Here is a 15,619-nt window from a genome sequence, read left to right as displayed (position 1 = left end):
CGCGCCAATGATTAGGAAGCCGGAGGATCATATATGCCATCAAGAGACCCAAGCCCGAAGAGATTGTCGTGACGTTACGGCAGGTTGAAGTGCTGATGGGGCGAGGTATGCCTCGAATAGATGCAATCAGACAGATCAGTGTGACTGAACAAACCTATTACCGCTGGAAGAAGAAATGAGCCGTCGAAGGTGCCATTGGTTCGAGCCCAACGGCGAATGCGGAATGGGAACGGAACAGCTCAAGGAGCTATAGCGGCTTCAGAAAGAGAACGAGCGGCTGCGGCGTGCGGATTCTGACCTGACCCTGGCAAATTGATCTTGAGGGAGGCCGCAACGGGAGTGATGACCGTCTTGGAAAGGCTCCAGTGGACCGCGTTCAGGCCTGAACGGGCGGAGCCCCTGAGCCCTCGCGCCGACCTGCTGCCCGGCAGTCGTTTGCGTGGCAAACGATGAGAGGGGGCCTGCACCGAGAGAGGTTTCCAAAGATACACTTGATGTTCATCGCTTGGCTGATGGACAACACATGCAAGTTCTCAATGGAATAGACGGATTTGCGGAGCTGTTTAGATGGATTGAACCGCAACCAACAGCGCTGATCATTTGTGAAGCTACCGGGCCATATCATCGACAATTAGAACAGGCGCCGGTCAATGATTGTCACAGAGTTCTGGGAAGTGGCAGGGAAACGCGCGGATACAGGGCGGGTGCTCAAATCTGCGACATGCCATCTTCATGCCCGCGCTGGTCGCAATCCGGTTTGATGCGGACCTGAAAGCTAAATACGATCAGCTCGCCGCCGCTGGGAAAGAGAAAAAAGTCGCCGTCACGGCGGTCATGCGAAAGCGGCTTGTCCTTGCAAACGCACAGTTGTGCGATCACCGGATGTTACCCTGCCGGGCAGTGGGCTCCACAGTGCTCTGGGCGACCGCCCACAAGCGCCTGAGGCCATCGTGCCGGTGGACCAAAGGCCAACTTTCAACTCGGACCACGCAAGTGGGGCTGCTCAACCCTCCCGCCTGGATCCTGACCCTCGCGACCACAGGTACGGTGCCCTGGGGGCAATATTTATGAGTTTCCAGATCTGCAGTTCTCACGCCGGAGACTGCCCAATAGGGCTCACCAATCATCAATAACCGCAGCATTAGCGTCTCTGTCACTGCGGTCCTAGAGGTAGAAGTGGTGGGCGACCCTGGAATCGAACCAGGCGTGCGTCTCCGCGAGGGAGTTACAGTCCCCTGCCACACCTTGCGGCCTGTCGCCCACTATCAGGTGGCTGTTGCACCTGATGTGTGGCGTGACTACAAGCGCACCAACGGAGCGTCAACAGGAAAATCGCAGGTTTTTCTCGATGGCTCAAAAATCCTTTTTTGCCGGAGAGCAAGATGACTAAGAAACCAAAATGGGTCGTGGAAAAAGAGCAGGCCAAGAAAGCCTCGGATGCGGAAACGGTCTGGCTGTTTGGCCTGCATGCGGTGCGCGATGCGCTGCTCAATCCTGTGCGCCAGAAATTGCGCCTGATCGTGACGCGCAACGCGCAGGTCAAACTGGCTGACGCCATCGCCGAGTCGGGGATCGAACCGGAATTGGTGGATTCGCGCAGCTTCAAGGCGCCGATTGACCCCAATTCGGTGCATCAGGGCGCGGTGCTGGAAGTGAAGCCGCTGCATTGGGGCAGCCTGGCCGACACTTGCATCGGCGCCGAGGTGCCTCGGGTGTTGTTGCTGGACCGGGTGACCGATCCGCATAACGTCGGTGCCATATTGCGGACCGCCGAAGTGCTGGGGGCCAGTGCGGTGATTGGCACCCGTCACCATTCGGCGCCGGAAACCGGGGCCCTGGCCAAATCTGCCAGTGGGGCGCTGGAGCGTCAGCCCTATGTCAGGGTGCGAAATCTGTCGGATGCCATCGTCGAGTTGCAGAACATGGGGTTTGTGGTGTTGGGGCTGGACGGCGAGGCCGAGGTCACCATCGAGGCGGCGCTGGAGGGACGCCGGGACCGGCCGGTGGCGCTGGTGCTGGGGGCCGAGGGTCCGGGGCTGCGGCAGAAGACCAAGGAAACCGTGGACCAGCTGGTCAAGATTGATGCGGCTGGCGGCTTTGGCTCGCTGAATGTATCGAATGCTGCAGCGCTGGCGCTCTATGCGTCGATTGCGCGGTAACATCTGATCGCGCAGCAGTCACAGGTGGTTCACAAACTCGTATCCACCCTAGGCAGGGCAGAGCTGATCCGGCACATTGCAGCAGTCTGACCCTGGGATGGAGTTTATCTTGCTGCTGCGCATTGCCATAATCGCTGTTGTTGCCCTGTTTTTTCAACCGGTGCGCCCGGCACTGGCGGATCAGCCGATGTTCTATGCCGAATCGGGCCTGGCCATTTCTGGCTATGACACAGTGGCGTTTTTTGTCGAGCGGCGCGCGGTTCTGGGACACTCGGACCATGCGGTGATGTGGAAAGGGGCGGTCTGGCGGTTTGTGTCGGCAGACAATCGGCGGCATTTTGAAAGCAACCCGCGAGCCTATGCGCCGATGTTTGGCGGTTATTGTGCCTATGCCGTATCGCAGGGCTATCTGATGTCCGGCGCTCCGCAGTCCTGGCAAATCGTCGATAATCAATTGTATCTGCTCTACAGTGCGTCGGTGCAGGAAATCTGGCGCCGTGACATGACGGATCTGATCGTCAGCGGGCGCAGCAATTGGCCGGATGTGCTGGGGCATGAATAGTGGTCTCACAAAGCTGCGATCAGACCTTTATATCCGGCGTTTTTGCTCCATATCGTCTAAGGACCGCAGCGCGGAACCGCTGCGGATCTAATTTCACTGTCCCTCGTTCCAGACCTTGCGCCCGGGCTTTCCCCTGGGCGCATTTTTTATTGGCTTCCCTTTTGGGATGTGGCGCGCGTAGGGTGCCGACATGACGACATATAGCGATCCGTTTTTGAGAGATATTCTGCGCCGCACCAAGACGGTGGCGGTGGTTGGCATGTCGATGAACCCAGTGCGCCCCAGCTACTATGTGGCGCGGTATCTGTCCCTAAAGGGGTACCGGGTCATTCCGGTCAATCCGCGCCATGTTGGTGAGCGGATATTTGGTCAAGTGGTGCAGGAGAGCCTGTCGGCGATTGAGGGTCGGGTGGATATGGTGGATATCTTCCGCCGCTCCGAAGCCGTGCCAGAGATCGTTGACGAGGCACTTGCTGCATTCCCTGATCTGCAGACCATCTGGATGCAGATTGGAGTGCAGCATGCTGAGGCGGCGGCCAAAGCAGAAGCGCGCGGGGTGGGAGTGGTGCAGAATCGCTGCCCTAAGATTGAGTATCAGCGGCTGCATGGTGAGCTGCGGATGGGCGGCTTTGCCACCGGGATAATTTCGTCGAAATTATAAGGTGCAGGATAAGATCAGGGGGCCTTGCCCCCTCGGCCTGTGGCCTCACCCCCAAGGTATTTGAAACAAGAAGAAGATCAGGGTTTTGGGCGGGCGGCTTTCTCGGCGACGCCGCTGAGGCCCTGGCGGCGGGCCAGCTCATTCAGCACCTCGTCCAGGGACACCTCGCGGGCGGCCAGCATCACCAGGAAGTGGTAGAGCACGTCAGCGCCTTCGCTTGCCAGTTTGGCGCGGTCGCCTTTGACCGCTTCGATGATCGCCTCGATGGCTTCCTCGCCAAATTTCTCGGCGCATTTTTCCGGGCCTTTGGACAGCAGCTTGGCGGTCCAGCTGCTGGAGGGGTCGGCGCCCTTGCGGGATTGAATGGTGGCTTCAAGGTCGTGAAGGATATTCATGTCTGCCTCATTGGAATGCCTGCGGCCTGCATATGGGCCTTGGCCTCGGCAATGGTGAAATCGCCGAAGTGGAAGATTGAGGCGGCGAGCACTGCGCTGGCATGGCCTTTGGTGACGCCCTCGACCAGGTGATCCAGGGTGCCAACGCCGCCGGAGGCGATCACCGGAACCTGGACCGCATCCGAGATGGCACGGGTCAGCGGCAGGTTGAAACCGGATTTGGTGCCGTCGCGGTCCATCGAGGTGAGCAGGATTTCACCGGCGCCCTTGGCCACCACGGTGCGGGCAAATTGCACTGCATCAATGCCGGTTGCGCGACGGCCGCCATGGGTGAAGATCTCCCACTTGCCCGGGGATACGGTCTTGGCGTCGATGGCGCAGACGATGCACTGGCTGCCGAACTGTTCAGCGGCCTGGGCGATGACATCGGGGTTGGCAACGGCGGCGGAGTTGAACGAGACCTTGTCGGCACCGGCCAGCAGCAGGGCACGGACGTCTTCGCGCGAGCGCACGCCACCGCCAACGGTGAGCGGGATGTAGCATTGCTCGGCGGTGCGGCGCACCATGTCAAACATGGTGCCGCGATTCTCTTCGGTTGCCATGATGTCGAGGAAGCAGAGCTCGTCTGCGCCTGCGGCGTCATAGGCCCTGGCACATTCAACCGGATCGCCGGCATCGCGCAGGCCGACAAAATTGACACCTTTGACAACGCGGCCATTGGCAACATCGAGACAGGGGATGATACGGGTTTTTAGCATGGTTCGCCTCTGGTTATGGCGCTTTCATAGAGGGTTGGGCGGCGGAATTCCAGTGCTCAGGCAAAGGCGCCGAAAAGGCCGAGCAGGGCGGCGTAGCGCAGGCTCTTGGAGAGAGTGACCAGCAGCAGGAAACGGAGCCAGTTCATCCGCATCACCCCGGCGGCAACGGTGATCGGGTCGCCGATGAGCGGTAGCCAGGCGGCAAGCACCGAATACTGTCCCCAGCGGGTGAACCAGTTTTGCGCCTTGGTCAGTTGGGCGGGCGACACCGGGAACCAGCGCCGGTGTCGATAGCGCAGGGCGTAGCGGCCCAAGGCGTAGTTGACCAGCGAGCCGAGGATGTTGCCGGTGCTGGCGACGAGGAGCAGGGTGGTGGTTGTGTATTGGCCCTTGGCGGCGAGCAGCAGCAGGGCGGCCTCGGAGCCGCCGGGCAGCAGGGTGGCTGCGGAAAAGGACAGCGCGAACAGGCCGGGCAGGGACCAGATCATTGGGACTTGATGTCGGGGCGCCAGATCTGGCGGACGGCGTTGCGCACGATCAGCACGTGGAACGGCATGATCACCGTCAGATAGAGGCGGCCCAGCCTGTTGTTGCACTGCACCCAGGTGGCGCAATAGGCCTCACGTCCCGTTGTCAGGATCGAGATGCGGAAGTTCAGGTGAGAATCATCGAAGCCAAGGATGATCTCGTGATCGCCGCGCCGATCAATTGGGAAGGGGCCGATCTTTTCGCCTTTGGGGAATTCATGCGCCAGACCTAACGGGGCCACCAGAATGTTGCGCAGGCGTAGCAGGCCCTTGGCCCAAGACGGAAAAGCCATGGCTCGCTGGGCTGCGTCATCCACGGGCAGGGCCGTGGCGCATTTGTAGCAATCCAGAAAGTCGCCCTTTTGGACATACCTGTGCAGCAGCGAGTGCTTCGGCAGCTCCGTCTTGGTGGTGCGGCTCATGTTCAGTCTCTGAGAACCGCCAGAGCCTGTTTCAGGTCAATCGCGCCGTCATAGAGCGCACGGCCTGAAATGGCACCGTTCAAGGGCGCGCCGCAGGACCTCAGCGCCCGCAGATCGTCCAGCGAAGACACGCCACCCGAGGCAATTACCGGGATCGAGACCGCATTGGCCAGATCGGCGGTGGCGGTCACATTGGGGCCTTTCATCGCACCGTCTCGCAGGATGTCGGTGTAGATGATGGCAGCGACGCCGGCGTCCTCAAACGATTTGGCCAGATCGGTGACCATGATGTCGGTTTCGGTGGCCCAGCCTTTGGTGGCGACGCGGCCATTGCGGGCATCAATGCCGACGGCAACCTTGCCGGGGAATTCGCGCGCCGCCTGGCGGACCAGATCGGGGTTTTCAACCGCGACAGTGCCGAGGATGACGCGCGCCAGGCCCTTGGTGATCCAGGCCTCAATCGTGGCCATGTCGCGGATGCCGCCGCCCAGCTGGGCCGGGACCTTGGTTTGCTTCAGGATCTCTTCGACCGGGGCCGCATTGACCGGCTCACCAGCAAAGGCGCCGTTCAGGTCAACCAGGTGCAACCATTCACACCCCGCCTCGACAAACTCCAGCGCCTGGGCGGCGGGGTTGTCGTTGAACACGGTGGTCTTGTCCATATCTCCATGCAGCAGGCGCACGGCCTGGCCGTCTTTGAGGTCGATGGCAGGATAGAGGATCATGGTGGCGCCTTTCTGGAGTGCTTGCCGGTGTTTTGCACAAGAGAGGCCCAGAATGCAACGCGACCCCAAGTCAACCTTGCCTGAAATTGGCTGACTGGGTCACAGTGACGCCATCAGTGGGAGGAAAGATGATGATGAAATTGGTTCTTGGGCTGGCTTTCGGGCTAGGGCTGGCAGGCGCAGCAGCGGCAGATCCGGTGGCTGGCACATGGAAGACAGAAGTTGATGATGGCTCCTATGCCCATATCGACATGGCGCCCTGTGGTGCGGCGATCTGTGGCAAGATTGCCCGCACCTTCAACGCCGAAGGTGAATATCAATCGCCAAACCTGGGCAAAACTCTGGTGATCGACATGATGGCGCAGGGCGATGGCTATTACACCGGCGAAGTTTGGCGTCCGTCGAACGATAAAATCTATTTCGGGAAAATCACCCTGTTAGGCGACACCCTGGCCTTGAAGGGCTGTATCGCTGGCGGCTTGCTTTGTTCGAAACAGACCTGGAGCCGGATTAACTGACCAGCGGTCTACAGCAGGCCCAATTGCACCGGGATTGGCACGAAGCCCCGTTTGACCTGCCGGTCACGGTGGGCCTCAACCGTGCTCAGCGCCTCGGCATAGCTGCCGAGGTACAGGCGTTTTTGCTGGCCGCCGGCGGCGCCAAGCGGGCCTGCCACCCGTTCTACACACCAATCGCCAAACAAGGTCTGGTACAGGCTCAGCACGCAATAGCGGTGCTGACCCTGATGATGGTCAAATTTTTCGAGACGGATATGCACGGGCTGGACCTGATTTGAAAGCGTCCGGCCCGTATGCCCGTAACCGGCGGGCCTGTCCATCGCTTGCTGATGATCGGGTTAAGCCGTCCCAGTGTATTCGCTGCGCGCTGGGTAGCTGTTGATCCTGGCGTGACAGAATTTGCAACGCGGAAATCGGGTCGAGGCGGTGGCATTGTGGCGAGGGATCAGCATGGGGGCTCCTGTGTAAGTGTTTGTCCCCTGTTGTGACAGGCTGTACCATTTGCAAAACCCGAAAAATCTGACGGAAATTCCGGATACATGGATAGATTGACGACATTGATAATACATGGATAGATTGACGACATTGATGGACTGATTTCACCTGACGGTTCGGGCGGCTGACATGGATGGGGCCAAGGTGCGTCGCAAGCGAAGCAAACCGGAGCGCGGAAATTGAATGTAGTTAAAATGGGCCTCGCTGCGGTAATCGTATCAATTGGCAGTCTCACAGTGAAGTTCGTGAATGAGAATTACGAAACGATCCGGGACTATGCCGGGATCAACGCAATATCCGGTTTTGTTTTCGCCGGTGTGTTGATGTTATTGTTTGGTATTTTCATGATGGGTCGCGAATTTTTTAGATGGTCGGCTGGGTCGGCCCAGGCAGCCGCGCCTCAGCGTTCGGCCAACGTGGAACAGCCCGTACGCCAAACCTCAAACCGGGCGAAACTGATTTTCTCGCTTCTTGGATTCAGTTTTGGCATGATCGCAATGCTTGTTATGTTTATGTCAGCGGCTGCGCAGTTTATTGAAACGGAGAAGGCGGATCTCGCCGAAGGCGGCGGCATACTAATTGCAGCACTCCTCGTGATTGTGTCTGCTTTGATCGGTATGGTTGGGCTTTTCCTGCGAGGTTATGCGCTGGGGCGGGTGCCGGTTTATTTTGTGATTGGGGCAGGACTGACCATTACCACCGTCCGGCTTTTAAGGATTAACATGCTCGAATGGCAATTTTTTACCGTTCTGTTGCAATGAAACCCAAAGTGTGTGGCCGATGTAACTACGGTTTCCAGATCAGGAAGTTACCGATCATCCGCAGCCCCACGTCCTGGCTTTTCTCTGGGTGGAACTGCATGCCGATCATAGTGTCGCGGCCGATCACTGCGGTGACCTCGCCGCCGTAGTCCACATGGGCCAGACGTTCGGCCGGGTCGCGGACCTGAAACTGGTAGGAGTGCACGAAGTAGGTGTGGTCGCCGGATGAAATGCCGTCAAAGATTGCATGATCACTGTCGATGACCAGATTGTTCCATCCCATGTGCGGCACCTTCAGGGCGCTGTCAGAGGGGGTGATCTTAACCACATCGCCAGCAATCCAGCCAATGCCGGCGGTCTTTTCGTATTCATGCCCGGTGGTTGCCATCAACTGCATGCCCACACAAATGCCCAGAAAGGGGCGGCCTTTTTGTTCGACCGCCTCGACCATGGCATCATAGAGCCCTTTGTGGCCGCGCAGTTCTGTTGCACAGGCGGGGAAAGCACCGTCCCCGGGCAGCACCAGCCGGTCGGCACGCGCCACCACATCGGCGTCCGAGGTCACCACCACCTCGCCCGCATCCATCTCATGCGCCATGCGCTGGAACGCCTTGGCAGCCGAGTGCAGGTTTCCGGATTCATAGTCGATGATGGCGGTCAGCATGGGCGGTTGCCTCTGTGTTTGGGTGTCCATCACCTGTCTTGAATGGCGCAAAAGGTCAAGCCTTGGGTAGGGTTACCACAAGCTTATCGAGCAGCGCCATCACCGCATCAAACGGCCCACGTGCCTGCTGCAGGGGATCAACGGGGCCAAACCGGCTGGCCATATACAAATGGGTATAGCCGTGGATCAGCGACCAGACCTGAGTTTCCACCACCTGCGGGTCCTGGCCCGGCAACACAAAGGGGGCGCAGGCGTCGCGCAGCACCTCATAGGCAAAGGCAGTGCCCTGTTTCAGATCCCTGTCCAGTCCGGCCATCGGTGCCGAACTGAAGATCAGCTCAAACAGCGCAGGGTTTTTGATGGCGAAGTTCAAATAGCCGCTGCAGATGCCTTTGAGGTGGTCCAGACCACTGGGGCTGTTGTCGTCACAAGCCGCCAGCATCGAGAGGCGGAACAGCCGGAACCCCTCCTGGGCAATCGCGCCCCGCAGCCCGTCGAGCCCGTCAAAGTGATGCGCCGGGGCCGCATGGGAGACCCCCGCCCGGGCGGCGCATTTTCGCAGGGTCAGCGCGTCCTTACCGCCTTCGCTCAGCAGGGCAATGCCTGCCTGGATCAGCGCGCTGCGCAGATCTCCGTGGTGATGCGGCTTTTGGTTGGGAATATCGGTCATCCGGTAGCATTTACCAGCTGACTTGACAGTGTCAAGTTGATCTGATCTTTACACTGTCAAGTTCAGTGGATTTTAAGGGAATGATCATGGTCTATGTGTCGCGGTTTCGGGTGTTTCTGGTTTGGGTTTTGTGTTTTGGGGTGGCGCTGGCCTCTTGGCGGTTCATGGTGCTGGGGGTCGAGGCGTCGATGGAGTTTGTCGCCTACCACGCGATTGAGCGACGGCTGGCGTTCTTTGCCCATATCACCCTGGCACCGGTGGCGCTGATGCTGATGCCGTTTCAGTTCTGGACGGGGCTACGGGCGCGCCGCCCGCAGGTGCACCGCTGGATCGGGCGGGCCTATGGGGTGAGCATTCTGCTGGCCGGGGTTGGCGGGCTGCTGATGGCCGCTGGCACCACGGCGGGGCCGGTGGCGGCCTGGGGCTTTGGGGCGCTGGCGGCTCTATGGCTGGGCAGCACGGGGTATGGCATCTGGCTGGCGCTGCAGGGGCGCATAGCCGAGCATCAACGCTGGATGATCCGGTCCGCTGCGCTGACCTTTGCCGCCGTTACGCTGCGGCTGTATCTGCCACTGCTGTTTGCGACACTGGGCGAAGAGACCGGGTATACGCTGGTGTCCTGGCTGTGCTGGGTGCCAAACGTGGCAGTAGCAGAGTGGTATCTCAGGCGGCCCCTGCGCCGGTCGGTGGCGCTGGCAGCCTGAGAACCATGCGGTGGAGGCGCCTAGAGCGTCCCCTTGGTTGATGGAATTGCATCCGCCTTGCGCGGGTCGGTCTCGACTGCAACGCGCAGGGCGCGGGCGACCGATTTGAACGCGGCTTCGACGATGTGGTGGCTGTTAAAGCCGTGGATCTTGTCCACATGCAGGGTGATGCCGCCGTGGGTCGCAAAGGCGGTAAAGAACTCGCGCACCAGTTCGGTATCAAAGCTGCCGATCTTCTGGGTGGGGATCTCCAGGTTCCACACCAGAAACGGCCGCGCCGACAGGTCCAGTGCGCAGCGCACCTGCGCCTCGTCCATTGCCAGGTGGCATTCGCCATAACGACGGATGCCCTTTTTGTCGCCAAGTGCTGCGGCCAGCGCCTGACCCAGTGCAATGCCGGTGTCCTCGACCGTGTGGTGGTCGTCGATGTGGTAATCGCCCTTGGCGCGGATGGTCATGTCGATCAGCGAGTGCCGCGACAGCTGGTCCAGCATATGGTCGAAAAAGCCAACCCCGGTCTGGTTGTCATACAGTCCGGTCCCGTCCAGATTGATTTCGACAGAAATCGAGGTCTCGGCGGTGGAGCGGCTGATCTTGGCTGTGCGCATGGCGGCAAATCCTTATTACATCCGGGGCGCTTATAGGGGCAGCGGGCAGGGTGGCTCAAGGGTGAGACTGAGATTGCTGCGCAGGTGTTGCCAAAAGGGGCGGGGGATTGCGCCGGGCGGGGCGGCGTGTCAGCTTGGAGCCAACAGAACCTGACACTCCCGAGGCCCCATATGTCCACCTGCCTATTTATCCAGATCCGCTGCAAGCCCGGCACCACCTATAAGGTGGCCGAAGAGATCGCCCGGCGCGAGATTCACTCTGAAATGTATTCCACCAGCGGCGATTTTGATCTGCTGATGAAGCTATACGTCCCCAGTGGCGAGGACGTCGGCAAATATGTCAACGACAACCTGCTGGTGGTCGAAGGCATCGAGCGGTCGCTGACCACGATGACTTACAAGGTGTTTTGAATAGAAAACCGCCCCAATAGTGGCGGCAGCGCATTCCCATTTTGCCAAAGGCAAACCTTTGGTTTGACGGGAAGGTCAGGCGCGGCCCGGCGGTGCCGGGCCAGTCTCAATCAACCAGCAATCAGGCCCTTGTCCTGCAGCTCGGCATAGGTGCCATCAATCGCCGCCTTCAGCTTGCCCATCAACGCATCAATCTCGTCGCGGGTGATGATCAGCGGCGGGCACAGCGCGATGGCATTGCCTGCGACGGCGCGCAGCAACAAGCCGTTGTCCTGACAGAGCCTCTGCGCGGTGGCACCAGCGATACCCTTGTCAAAGCTGGCACCGGTGGTTTTGTTCGACACCAGCTCCAGAGCCGCGATCAGACCTTTGCCGCGCACTTCGCCCACCAGCGGGTGATCGGTAAAGGCCTCGCGCAGCTGGGCTTGCAGATAATCGCCAACCTCGGCCGCATGGGCAAACAGGTTGTCACGCTCGTAAATTTCCAGCGTTTTCAGGGCGGCGGCACAGGCGACCGGATGACCCGAGTAGGTAAAGCCGTGGCCGAAGACGCCAACCTGATTGGTCTGCTCGATCATCGCCTGATACATCCAGCCGGGAATGACCGCCGCAGAAATCGGGTAATAGGCCGAGCTGAGCTGCTTGGCGAAGGTCATCAGGTTGGGCTTGATGCCCATGGTGGTGCAGCCAAAATCGTTGCCGGTGCGGCCAAAGCCAGTGATCACCTCATCCGCCCAGACCAGAATATCGTATTTGCGCAGCACTGCCTGCAGCTTTTCATAATAGCCCTCTGGCGGCACGATCACCCCGGAGGCACCGGTGATCGGCTCAACAATCATCGCGGCGATGGTATCGGGGTCTTCCGCAAGGATCTGATCTTCCAGAGACTGGATGATGCGGTCAACAAACTGCGCCTCGGTCTCGTTGCCCTTGCGGTTGCTGTAGTAATGTGGCGAGTCAGTGCGCAGCACGCCCAAGGCCTCAACCGGGGCATCAAAATGCGCCAGATTGGCGGGCAGGGTGGTCAGCGAACCGGCCGCAACTGTGACACCGTGGTAGCCACGCTCGCGGGTGATGATCTTGCGCTTCTCCGGCTTGCCAATGGCGTTGAAATAATAGCGCAGCATCTTGTAGTGGCTGTCGTTGGCGTCAGAGCCCGAGTTGCCAAAGAAGAAATAGGCGTCCTCGACCGGCACCATGGTGCGCAGCTTGTCGGCCAGTGCCATGATTGTTGGGTGGGTCTTGCCGCCAAAGGTGTGGCTGAAGGGCAATGTGTTCAGCTGCTCGGTGATGGCCTCAATCACCTCGGTGTTGCTGTAGCCCAGCGAGGTACACCACAGGCTGGCAAGTCCTTCGATGTATTTGTTGCCGTCGGCGTCATAGACATAAATACCTTCGCCGCGCGTCAGGCACAGTTGTTCGATGGCAGTGAAGTTGGTGGTGGGGTAAATGACGGGGGACATGCCGAAACTCCTGTTGTGGCGCTGGTGCTTTCGGCAGGATTGACCGGTTTTAGTGGCGGCGTCAAAGGAATTTGATCAAAAATCCCGGGCGGGTGATTTATGGTGTTGAAAACGCGAAAAGGCCGCCCGAAGGCGGCCTTTCGAAATCCACCGTGTAAGCGGTGGTCCAACTGGAGCGGGCGAAGAGATTCGAACTCTCGACCCTAACCTTGGCAAGGTTATGCTCTACCCCTGAGCTACGCCCGCATCCGTTGGTGAGCCGGTGAATAGGGTGTCATGGCCGCTGCCGCAAGAGGGAAAACGGCTGCGGGATGAGATTTCTTGCACCGGCGTTTTGCAGGGCTGATTGGCGGCTGAAATGCGAAAAGGCCGCCCGAAGGCGGCCTTTCGATCTCCACCGTGTAAGCGGTGGTCCAACTGGAGCGGGCGAAGAGATTCGAACTCTCGACCCTAACCTTGGCAAGGTTATGCTCTACCCCTGAGCTACGCCCGCGTCCTGTTGGTGAGGCGCTGAATAGAATTTCCCGGCCCGCGCCGCAAGAGGTAAAATGGAAAAAAATGGTGTGGATGGGTTTTTCGCAGTTAACCGGCAATCTGCGGCAGATTGAAACCGACCTGCGCCGCCATACGGTGTTGCAAAGCGGTGGTTGGACGGCAGGAAATAAATTCGCTGGGCGAGCAATGGGGCAGCTCCATCATCTTGATCAACTGTCCATGCAACTGGCCTTGCAGCAGCAGGATGCCGTCCCGTTGCAGCAGGTCGCGCGCACCGCGTCCCTTGTCGGACCGCACCCGGCGCATGAAATCTTTTTGCATCGCCACCGCCTCGACCACCTGGCGCGAAATGGGGCGATCCTGAATGGCGCGGAACAGGGTGGCGATGCGGGCATTGCCGGTGTCACTGGCAAAGATCTGTTCGACCACCTCTTCGTCCACGGTGCGCCAGAAGTTGGCCGGGTAGGGGTGGTCGCAGAGCAGCCACAGGATATGCTGGAACCCCTCGGCTGAGATGGAGCGTTTGGCGTCTTTGTTCTGCCCAGCCGTCAGGTAGTCACGTTTGGCGACCACCAGCCCCAGATAGCAGCGGGCCCGCAGCTCGTCGGCGGCGACCAGCATGCAAACCTGGTCCACCGCCTCGGTTGGGATCATCCAGTTGCTGCCCATGGTGTTCTTGATATCGACATCATGGTCCAGAATCACCGTGTCCAGCCGCCCGCGTTTCAGCCGCAGCAGGGCGCGCAGCTCGATTTCAACACGGGTGCCTATATAGGTCTTTTCGGTCTTTTCCAGTTCCTCGTAGCACCGCCGCCCGGTTTTGGGGGTCATGATCACATCGTCGATGCAGGTCCGCAGCATGGCCGCGAAGTCGTCGGCAAGTGTCAAGGCGCCACCGGCGCGGGCGATGATTTCGACCTGCAACGATGACAGCAGGTGGTGATCGGGGTGGCCCGGCTGGATCAGACTGGGGGGGATGTTTTTCTTCATTTATGCGCAACCTGCAGCAGCTGGGCCGCCCGGCCGGTAGGCCGGACAGCGCCCGACCCTCCCCACGGGAGGGCGCTTCGCACCCACCCAGGCTCGGGCGCTGTCCTAGTCAGATTATAGTTAGGCCCGCACTGCATGAAGCTTCCGCTTGGCAATGGCGGTTTTCAGCTGGGTCGCAACGGCCTGAGCCACCGGCGGCGGAAAGGCATTGCCGACTTGTTTATAGGCATTGGTCTTGGCGCCGGTGAAATGCCAGTCATCCGGGAAGCCCTGAAGGCGCGCCACCATGCGCACGGTCAGGCGGGGCATGTCGTTGTGAAACGGATCCGGCGCCTCGGGGGCGATGGTGCGGCCCTCAACCCCCAGCGAGGCCCAGGCCTTGCGCGAGCGAGTCGGGCCCAGATCGGGGCCGCCGTGTTTCTTGGAGCCGCCAACAATGGTCGGGGCAATCTCGCTGGCCTGTTTCATCCACTCATCAGCGCCACGCCAGCCGCGTGCCTTCATCAGGTCAATCAGCGTCTCACCAACGGTGGCCGGGTTATGGGGCAGTGGGTCGGGCCAGCAGAACTGATCGTTATATTCTTTGCGCAGGGCAATGATCACCACCCGCGGGCGCAGTTGCGGCACGCCGTAGTCCGAGGCATTGAGCAGCCGCCAATCGGTGGTGTAGCCCAGTTTGCCCAGTTGTTTCTTCAACTTCTCGCGGTAATCCAGGAACACCGCATCAAGAAAGCCGCGCACGTTTTCGATCATCACCGCCTTGGGGCGGCTGGCATCGACAATGTCCAGCGCATCGTCAAACAGATTACGCTCATCCTTTTCGCCCAGCTGTTTGCCGGCCACTGAGAATGGCGGGCAGGGCAACCCGCCAGCCAGCAGGTCGATGCCGGCATAATCAGAGGCGCGCTCCTTGAACAGGCGCACATCTTCCTCGAGCACGTTCCATGCCGGGCGATTGTGGCGCAGGGTGGCGCAGCAATGCTTGTCTATCTCGACCAGTGCGGTGTGATCAAATCCGGCCTTTTCCAGCCCCAGGGCCTGACCGCCTGCACCCGCGCAGAGTTCTACCGATGTCAGCATGCTACCTCGTCGTTCTATTCGTCGCCATTATGGCGTTCTTGCTCTGTTCTTAGCGGTTGAGCTGATTCCCCGCAAGTCATGACTCTAGGGCCTGAGCCACAAATGCGAAAGGGCCGCCCTAAGGCGACCCTGTTCGTTTGACCGATGGAGCGGGCGAAGAGATTCGAACTCTCGACCCTAACCTTGGCAAGGTTATGCTCTACCCCTGAGCTACGCCCGCGATCCGTCGGTGAGGGCTGAGATATGAATTCCACGGCGGCGCTGCAAGGGCAAAATGGAGCGGTTTGGAAAAATATTGCCCGGATCGCGACGGAACGGCCGGATACCGGCGTGAAACTCATTACTTATCGTATTTTGCCGGAGGATTTTACCATGTGTTTTGCAGAGACCATCAAGCTGGTCGCCCTGGGCGGCATGATCATGGTCGGGCTGGTGTTGCAAAGTGACGCGCAGGGGCGGCCTCTGATGCCGCAACCCAGCGCCAGTGAGGCGCAGCAGTAAGGGGGAATCGGCAACAGCGGCAGGCCCAGAGGTGTCCCAGAGGAGGCCCA

The 15,619-nt window shown here is 59.8% G+C and carries 21 protein-coding genes, 4 tRNA genes and 1 pseudogene; 10 read left to right on the top strand and 16 right to left on the bottom strand.

Annotated features, from left to right (window positions below; all coding sequences use genetic code 11):
• Window positions 1-95 precede the first annotated feature (95 nt).
• Both QPJ95_RS00965 and QPJ95_RS00960 read left to right on the top strand, forming a co-directional pair.
• Window positions 96-339 (top strand): annotated as a pseudogene (locus QPJ95_RS00965) (hypothetical protein); the annotation flags it as partial.
• Window positions 340-654: 315 nt separating this feature from the next.
• The gene (locus QPJ95_RS00960) at window positions 655-1,071 is read left to right on the top strand and encodes a transposase (protein WP_286018228.1); all 417 of its coding nucleotides are present in this window, start codon (window positions 655-657) and stop codon (window positions 1,069-1,071) included.
• A gap of 106 nt (window positions 1,072-1,177) precedes the next feature.
• On the opposite strand, the gene QPJ95_RS00955 is transcribed toward QPJ95_RS00960, so the two are convergent.
• Window positions 1,178-1,261 (bottom strand) — tRNA-Tyr (locus QPJ95_RS00955).
• Window positions 1,262-1,382: 121 nt separating this feature from the next.
• Between QPJ95_RS00955 and rlmB the strand changes: the two genes are divergently transcribed.
• The 3 genes from rlmB (at window position 1,383) to QPJ95_RS00940 (ending at window position 3,382) form a co-directional block, all read left to right on the top strand.
• Window positions 1,383-2,159, top strand: a complete 777-nt coding sequence (gene rlmB, locus QPJ95_RS00950; RefSeq protein ID WP_270918738.1) for a 23S rRNA (guanosine(2251)-2'-O)-methyltransferase RlmB — start codon at window positions 1,383-1,385, stop codon at window positions 2,157-2,159.
• Window positions 2,160-2,256: 97 nt separating this feature from the next.
• Window positions 2,257-2,721 carry a YHS domain-containing (seleno)protein gene (locus QPJ95_RS00945; protein ID WP_270918737.1) on the top strand — a complete coding sequence of 155 codons (465 nt, stop codon included), beginning with the start codon at window positions 2,257-2,259 and terminating at the stop codon, window positions 2,719-2,721.
• Window positions 2,722-2,911: 190 nt separating this feature from the next.
• Entirely contained in the window at window positions 2,912-3,382 is a 471-nt protein-coding gene (locus tag QPJ95_RS00940) for a CoA-binding protein (RefSeq protein WP_270918736.1), read from the top strand.
• Between the two features lie 77 nt (window positions 3,383-3,459).
• Here the strand turns inward: QPJ95_RS00940 and QPJ95_RS00935 are convergent, their stop codons facing one another.
• Genes QPJ95_RS00935 through hisA form a run of 5 tightly spaced genes read right to left on the bottom strand, consistent with a single transcriptional unit; the run spans window position 3,460 to window position 6,209 of the window.
• Entirely contained in the window at window positions 3,460-3,777 is a 318-nt protein-coding gene (locus QPJ95_RS00935; protein WP_270918735.1) for a phosphoribosyl-ATP diphosphatase, read from the bottom strand.
• Window positions 3,774-4,535, bottom strand: a complete 762-nt coding sequence (gene hisF / locus QPJ95_RS00930) for an imidazole glycerol phosphate synthase subunit HisF (RefSeq protein ID WP_270918734.1) — start codon at window positions 4,533-4,535, stop codon at window positions 3,774-3,776. Before hisF ends, QPJ95_RS00935 begins: the two co-directional genes overlap by 4 nt.
• Window positions 4,536-4,591: 56 nt before the next feature.
• Window positions 4,592-5,023, bottom strand: a complete 432-nt coding sequence (locus tag QPJ95_RS00925; protein ID WP_270918733.1) for a YqaA family protein — start codon at window positions 5,021-5,023, stop codon at window positions 4,592-4,594.
• Entirely contained in the window at window positions 5,020-5,484 is a 465-nt protein-coding gene (locus QPJ95_RS00920) for a DUF2867 domain-containing protein (protein ID WP_270918732.1), read from the bottom strand. Before QPJ95_RS00920 ends, QPJ95_RS00925 begins: the two co-directional genes overlap by 4 nt.
• Window positions 5,485-5,486: 2 nt before the next feature.
• On the bottom strand, window positions 5,487-6,209 hold the full coding sequence (gene hisA, locus QPJ95_RS00915) for a 1-(5-phosphoribosyl)-5-[(5-phosphoribosylamino)methylideneamino]imidazole-4-carboxamide isomerase (RefSeq protein ID WP_270918731.1): 723 nt from the start codon (window positions 6,207-6,209) through the stop codon (window positions 5,487-5,489).
• A gap of 131 nt (window positions 6,210-6,340) precedes the next feature.
• On the opposite strand from hisA, the gene QPJ95_RS00910 reads away from it, so the two are divergent.
• Window positions 6,341-6,727, top strand: a complete 387-nt coding sequence (locus QPJ95_RS00910) for a DUF2147 domain-containing protein (RefSeq protein ID WP_270918744.1) — start codon at window positions 6,341-6,343, stop codon at window positions 6,725-6,727.
• A gap of 8 nt (window positions 6,728-6,735) precedes the next feature.
• Here the strand turns inward: QPJ95_RS00910 and QPJ95_RS24110 are convergent, their stop codons facing one another.
• Window positions 6,736-7,047, bottom strand: coding sequence for a WGR domain-containing protein (locus tag QPJ95_RS24110; protein ID WP_286018227.1), 312 nt, complete (start codon window positions 7,045-7,047; stop codon window positions 6,736-6,738).
• Between the two features lie 354 nt (window positions 7,048-7,401).
• Between QPJ95_RS24110 and QPJ95_RS00900 the strand changes: the two genes are divergently transcribed.
• Entirely contained in the window at window positions 7,402-7,983 is a 582-nt protein-coding gene (locus tag QPJ95_RS00900) for a hypothetical protein (protein ID WP_270918729.1), read from the top strand.
• Between the two features lie 25 nt (window positions 7,984-8,008).
• Here QPJ95_RS00900 and hisH read toward each other — a convergent pair whose 3' ends face one another.
• Both hisH and QPJ95_RS00890 read right to left on the bottom strand, forming a co-directional pair.
• Window positions 8,009-8,647, bottom strand: coding sequence for an imidazole glycerol phosphate synthase subunit HisH (gene hisH / locus QPJ95_RS00895; RefSeq protein ID WP_270918728.1), 639 nt, complete (start codon window positions 8,645-8,647; stop codon window positions 8,009-8,011).
• A 55-nt stretch (window positions 8,648-8,702) separates the two neighbouring features.
• Window positions 8,703-9,317: a TetR/AcrR family transcriptional regulator gene (locus tag QPJ95_RS00890; protein ID WP_270918727.1), complete on the bottom strand. Its 615-nt coding sequence runs from the start codon at window positions 9,315-9,317 to the stop codon at window positions 8,703-8,705.
• An 80-nt stretch (window positions 9,318-9,397) separates the two neighbouring features.
• Here QPJ95_RS00890 and QPJ95_RS00885 point away from each other — a divergent pair, with 80 nt between their 5' ends.
• Complete coding sequence (locus tag QPJ95_RS00885) at window positions 9,398-10,021, top strand: DUF2306 domain-containing protein (RefSeq protein WP_270918726.1); 624 nt, start codon at window positions 9,398-9,400, stop codon at window positions 10,019-10,021.
• Window positions 10,022-10,041: 20 nt separating this feature from the next.
• Here the strand turns inward: QPJ95_RS00885 and hisB are convergent, their stop codons facing one another.
• The gene (hisB, locus tag QPJ95_RS00880; protein WP_270918725.1) at window positions 10,042-10,629 is read right to left on the bottom strand and encodes an imidazoleglycerol-phosphate dehydratase HisB; all 588 of its coding nucleotides are present in this window, start codon (window positions 10,627-10,629) and stop codon (window positions 10,042-10,044) included.
• A 171-nt stretch (window positions 10,630-10,800) separates the two neighbouring features.
• Here hisB and QPJ95_RS00875 point away from each other — a divergent pair, with 171 nt between their 5' ends.
• Window positions 10,801-11,040 (top strand): Lrp/AsnC ligand binding domain-containing protein, encoded by a 240-nt coding sequence (locus tag QPJ95_RS00875; RefSeq protein WP_270918724.1) that lies wholly within the window; start codon window positions 10,801-10,803, stop codon window positions 11,038-11,040.
• 110 nt (window positions 11,041-11,150) lie between these two features.
• Here QPJ95_RS00875 and QPJ95_RS00870 read toward each other — a convergent pair whose 3' ends face one another.
• The 6 genes from QPJ95_RS00870 to QPJ95_RS00845 all read right to left on the bottom strand — a co-directional run bounded on the left by QPJ95_RS00870 (window position 11,151) and on the right by QPJ95_RS00845 (window position 15,288).
• Window positions 11,151-12,503, bottom strand: a complete 1,353-nt coding sequence (locus QPJ95_RS00870) for an aminotransferase (RefSeq protein ID WP_270918723.1) — start codon at window positions 12,501-12,503, stop codon at window positions 11,151-11,153.
• Window positions 12,504-12,674: 171 nt separating this feature from the next.
• Window positions 12,675-12,749, bottom strand: a tRNA-Gly gene (locus tag QPJ95_RS00865).
• 172 nt (window positions 12,750-12,921) lie between these two features.
• A tRNA-Gly gene (locus QPJ95_RS00860) sits at window positions 12,922-12,996 on the bottom strand.
• Window positions 12,997-13,085: 89 nt separating this feature from the next.
• A complete protein-coding gene (locus tag QPJ95_RS00855) occupies window positions 13,086-13,988 on the bottom strand; it encodes a NaeI family type II restriction endonuclease (RefSeq protein WP_270918722.1) in 903 nt (300 codons plus the stop codon).
• A gap of 120 nt (window positions 13,989-14,108) precedes the next feature.
• On the bottom strand, window positions 14,109-15,068 hold the full coding sequence (locus QPJ95_RS00850; RefSeq protein ID WP_270918721.1) for a DNA cytosine methyltransferase: 960 nt from the start codon (window positions 15,066-15,068) through the stop codon (window positions 14,109-14,111).
• Window positions 15,069-15,213: 145 nt separating this feature from the next.
• Window positions 15,214-15,288: transfer RNA gene (locus tag QPJ95_RS00845), tRNA-Gly, on the bottom strand.
• Between the two features lie 110 nt (window positions 15,289-15,398).
• Here QPJ95_RS00845 and QPJ95_RS00840 point away from each other — a divergent pair.
• Window positions 15,399-15,569, top strand: a complete 171-nt coding sequence (locus QPJ95_RS00840; RefSeq protein WP_270918720.1) for a hypothetical protein — start codon at window positions 15,399-15,401, stop codon at window positions 15,567-15,569.
• The last annotated feature ends 50 nt before the right edge of the window (window positions 15,570-15,619 follow it).

It is taken from the genome of Parasedimentitalea psychrophila (assembly GCF_030285785.1).
In the GTDB taxonomy this organism is placed as follows: domain Bacteria; phylum Pseudomonadota; class Alphaproteobacteria; order Rhodobacterales; family Rhodobacteraceae; genus Parasedimentitalea; species Parasedimentitalea psychrophila.
This window is presented reverse-complemented; position numbering and strand designations above follow the sequence as displayed.

Coding starts and splice junctions, on each gene's coding strand:
- QPJ95_RS00910 (WP_270918744.1), top strand. CDS start 6,341: ATGATGAAATTGGTTCTTGGGCTGGCTTTCGGGCTAGGGCTGGCAGGC.
- QPJ95_RS00855 (WP_270918722.1), bottom strand. CDS start 13,988: ATGAAGAAAAACATCCCCCCCAGTCTGATCCAGCCGGGCCACCCCGAT.
- QPJ95_RS00925 (WP_270918733.1), bottom strand. CDS start 5,023: ATGATCTGGTCCCTGCCCGGCCTGTTCGCGCTGTCCTTTTCCGCAGCC.
- QPJ95_RS00885 (WP_270918726.1), top strand. CDS start 9,398: ATGATCATGGTCTATGTGTCGCGGTTTCGGGTGTTTCTGGTTTGGGTT.
- QPJ95_RS00875 (WP_270918724.1), top strand. CDS start 10,801: ATGTCCACCTGCCTATTTATCCAGATCCGCTGCAAGCCCGGCACCACC.
- QPJ95_RS00935 (WP_270918735.1), bottom strand. CDS start 3,777: ATGAATATCCTTCACGACCTTGAAGCCACCATTCAATCCCGCAAGGGC.
- rlmB (WP_270918738.1), top strand. CDS start 1,383: ATGACTAAGAAACCAAAATGGGTCGTGGAAAAAGAGCAGGCCAAGAAA.
- QPJ95_RS00940 (WP_270918736.1), top strand. CDS start 2,912: ATGACGACATATAGCGATCCGTTTTTGAGAGATATTCTGCGCCGCACC.
- QPJ95_RS00920 (WP_270918732.1), bottom strand. CDS start 5,484: ATGAGCCGCACCACCAAGACGGAGCTGCCGAAGCACTCGCTGCTGCAC.
- QPJ95_RS00890 (WP_270918727.1), bottom strand. CDS start 9,317: ATGACCGATATTCCCAACCAAAAGCCGCATCACCACGGAGATCTGCGC.
- QPJ95_RS24110 (WP_286018227.1), bottom strand. CDS start 7,047: ATGGACAGGCCCGCCGGTTACGGGCATACGGGCCGGACGCTTTCAAAT.
- hisH (WP_270918728.1), bottom strand. CDS start 8,647: ATGCTGACCGCCATCATCGACTATGAATCCGGAAACCTGCACTCGGCT.
- QPJ95_RS00850 (WP_270918721.1), bottom strand. CDS start 15,068: ATGCTGACATCGGTAGAACTCTGCGCGGGTGCAGGCGGTCAGGCCCTG.
- QPJ95_RS00870 (WP_270918723.1), bottom strand. CDS start 12,503: ATGTCCCCCGTCATTTACCCCACCACCAACTTCACTGCCATCGAACAA.
- hisF (WP_270918734.1), bottom strand. CDS start 4,535: ATGCTAAAAACCCGTATCATCCCCTGTCTCGATGTTGCCAATGGCCGC.
- QPJ95_RS00945 (WP_270918737.1), top strand. CDS start 2,257: ATGGAGTTTATCTTGCTGCTGCGCATTGCCATAATCGCTGTTGTTGCC.
- hisB (WP_270918725.1), bottom strand. CDS start 10,629: ATGCGCACAGCCAAGATCAGCCGCTCCACCGCCGAGACCTCGATTTCT.
- hisA (WP_270918731.1), bottom strand. CDS start 6,209: ATGATCCTCTATCCTGCCATCGACCTCAAAGACGGCCAGGCCGTGCGC.